Here is a 3063-nt window from a genome sequence, read left to right on the forward strand (position 1 = left end):
ATCAGCAACCAGCAGTACGCGCTGCAGCAGCTGTGCAGCGAGGGGCTGGGTCTCGCCCGGCTGTTTTCGCTGGAAGTGGCCGACCAGGTGCGCAGCGGCCAGCTGCTGCGCCTGCTGCCCGACTGGGATTGCGGCAGCCTGCGCATCTCTGCGCTGACCCCTGAGCGCCAGGCACTGCCCGCGCGGGTGCGGCTGGCGCTGGCCGCGCTGCAGGCCCACTTTGCGCCGCTGGCGCTGTCCTGACCCCAAGCGCTGCACCAGCGCAGCTTTGGCTGGCGATGGCTGGCACCAGGGAGGGCTTGCATGCCGCTGTGGCCAAAAAAGAACGTGAGGAGCAGCGGTGGTTTTGCCAAATAAGCAAGAATCCGCCTTGGTGGTCGGTGTACTGCCTTGGTCCTTATCGCTGCGTGCAACCCGCGCGGCCTATTAAACCGCCGTGTATCCGGACGGCGGTGGCTTAACGAACGGAAGCTCTATGACCCACTCTACCGCTCGCCGCTCGGCGCTGCGTGGCCTGTCGCTGGCCGCGCTGACCCTCTCCAGCCTGGCAACTTTCAGCGCCCATGCAGACACCCCTGCTGTGCTGCGCGTATCGGCCATCCCCGACGAGGCGCCGACAGAGCTGCAGCGCAAGTTCAAGCCGCTGGGCGAGTACCTGTCACAGGCAACGGGCATGCAGGTGGTGTTCACGCCGGTGTCCGACTATGCGGCCGTGGTCGAATCCCTGGCCACCAAGAAGCTGGACCTGGCCTGGCTGGGTGGCTTTACCTATGTGCAGGCCAAGATCCGCACCAATGGCACGGCGATCCCGATCGTGCAGCGCGCCGAAGACGCAGTCTTCACCAGCAAGTTCATCACCGCCGACCCCAGCATCCAGACGCTGGCTGACTTGAAGGGCAAGACCTTTGCGTTTGGCGCGCCCTCGTCCACCTCGGGCAGCCTGATGCCACGCTACTTTCTGCTGCAAGACGGCCTGAACCCGGAAAAGGATTTCAAGACCGTGGCCTACTCGGGCGCGCATGATGCCACCGTGGCCTTTGTGGCGGCCGGCAAGGCAGAAGCGGGTGTGCTCAACACATCGGTCTGGGACAAGCTGGTCGAGACCAAGAAGGTCGACACCAGCAAGGTGCGCGTGTTTGCCACCACCCCCACCTACTTTGACTACAACTGGACCGTGCGCGGCGACCTGGACCCGGCCATCACCAAGAAGCTGACCGATGCCTTCCTGGCGCTGGACCCGGCCAAGCCCGAGCACAAGGCGATCATGGATTTGCAGCGCGCCTCCAAGTTCATCCCGACCAAGCCCGAGAACTATGCCGGCACCGAGGCGGCCGCCAAGTCCGCCGGTCTGCTTAAGTAAGTGACCGCCTGGCATGGGCGCTGGTGCAGTGCCCATGCCGCCTCTGCGGCGTTTTTCCAGCATTTGATCCATGAGCTTTGTGCTTGACGATGTGGGCCTGACCCACACCAACGGTTTTGTCGCGCTCTCGGGCATCCGCCTTTCTGCCGCGCAGGGCGAGAGCATTGCGCTGATCGGCCCGTCCGGCGCGGGCAAGACCTCGCTCTTGACGGTAATCGGCACGGCCCACCTGCCCAGCAGCGGCCGCATGCAGGTGCTGGGCCAGGTCTTGCCCAGCGCGCCTGCCAGCCCCACGGCACGCCAGCTCAAGGCGCTGCGCAGCCTCATCGGCACCGTGCACCAGAGCGCGCCGATTGCGCTGCGCCAGCGCGTGGTCACCGCCGTGCTGGCAGGCCGCCTGGGCCAGTGGCCACTGTGGAAGGCGCTGGCATCGCTGGCTTACCCACAAGACATTAACGGCGCCCGTGAGGCGCTGGCCCGCGTTCAATTAGAGGACAAGCTCTTTGCGCGCTGCGACCAGCTCTCGGGCGGCCAGCTCCAGCGCGTGGGCATTGCCCGGGTGCTCTACCAGCAGGCCCGGCTGATTCTGGCCGATGAGCCGGTCTCGGCGCTCGACCCCGCGCTGTCGCTGGCCACCGTGCAGCTGCTGGTGCAAGAAGCCGCTGCGCGCCAGGCCACCTTGGTGGCCAGCCTGCATGCGGTGGACCTGGCGCTGGGCTGCTTTGCACGCATAGTCGGCATCCGCGATGGCCGGATTGCCTTTGACCTGCCCGCCGCGCAGGTGAGCCAGGCACAGCTCCAGGCTTTGTACGCCCATGCCGATGGCAGTGCGGCTGCCTTGCCTACGCTGGGAAGCATGGGCAGCGCCGCGCCGCAGCTTGTGCCAGCCCCTGCAGCTGAAGTGGTCACATGCCGCTGATGCCAGCTGCTGCCACCCACACGCACCGCCGCGATCCGGCAGCGCGTGGGCGCTTTATCGCGCTGCTGCTGGCGTTGCTGGTGCTGTGGCCGATGTTGCAGACCTCGGGCTTCTCGTTGGCGCCGTTTTTTGACAGCAACAACCTCAAAGTGGTCGGTGGTTTTCTAGCCCAGTTTCTGCCGCCCGAGAGCAGTCCGGAGTTTCTGGCCTACCTGGGCCAGGCCAGCCTGGAGACCTTGGCGATTGCCACCGCCGGCATGGCGCTGGCGCTGGTTTTGGCGCTGCCGCTGTCGTACCTGGCGAGCGGCGCTGCAAGAGAGAAAGTCAGCCTCAACCCCATCACCCGGGGTGTATTGACCATTTTGCGCGGCGTGCCCGAGCTGGTCTGGGCGCTGGTGTTTGTGCGGGTGTTTGGCCTGGGCCCCGCCGCTGGCGTGCTAGCCCTGGGCCTGACCTATGGCGGCATGCTGGCCAAGGTCTATGCCGAGATTCTGGAATCCACCGACCCGGCCCCGGCCCGCGCGCTGCGCGCGAGCGGCGCAGGCCGCTTGCAGGCGCTGCTTTATGGCGCGCTGCCGCAAGCGGCGCGCGAGCTCACCTCGTACACCGTCTACCGCTGGGAATGCGCAATCCGCGCCTCGGTGGTGATGGGCTTTGTGGGCGCCGGCGGCCTGGGCCAGCTGATGGACCAGGCGATGAAGATGCTCAATGGCGGCGAAGTCGCCAGCATCTTGCTGGCCTTTATGCTGCTGGTGGCGCTGGCCGATCTGCTGTCCTGGTGGCT

At 66.3% G+C, this 3063-nt stretch carries 4 protein-coding genes; all 4 read left to right on the plus strand.

Translation table 11 applies throughout. From position 1 onward, the window contains the following. Positions 1 to 243: LysR substrate-binding domain-containing protein (locus H928_RS27665; RefSeq protein WP_043340025.1), on the plus strand; the 243-nt coding region annotated here is incomplete at its 5' end. 232 nt (positions 244 to 475) lie between these two features. Further along, positions 476 to 1360, plus strand: coding sequence for a putative selenate ABC transporter substrate-binding protein (locus tag H928_RS0113405; protein ID WP_021026973.1), 885 nt, complete (start codon positions 476 to 478; stop codon positions 1358 to 1360). 70 nt (positions 1361 to 1430) lie between these two features. Further along, positions 1431 to 2279 carry a phosphonate ABC transporter ATP-binding protein gene (locus H928_RS27670; protein WP_021026974.1) on the plus strand — a complete coding sequence of 283 codons (849 nt, stop codon included), beginning with the start codon at positions 1431 to 1433 and terminating at the stop codon, positions 2277 to 2279. After that, positions 2270 to 3063: phosphonate ABC transporter, permease protein PhnE (gene phnE / locus H928_RS27675; RefSeq protein WP_084635796.1), on the plus strand; the 794-nt coding region annotated here is incomplete at its 3' end. The genes H928_RS27670 and phnE, both read left to right, overlap by 10 nt.

The sequence above is a fragment of the Comamonas sp. B-9 genome, from assembly GCF_000410635.1.
Taxonomy (GTDB): domain Bacteria; phylum Pseudomonadota; class Gammaproteobacteria; order Burkholderiales; family Burkholderiaceae_C; genus Comamonas.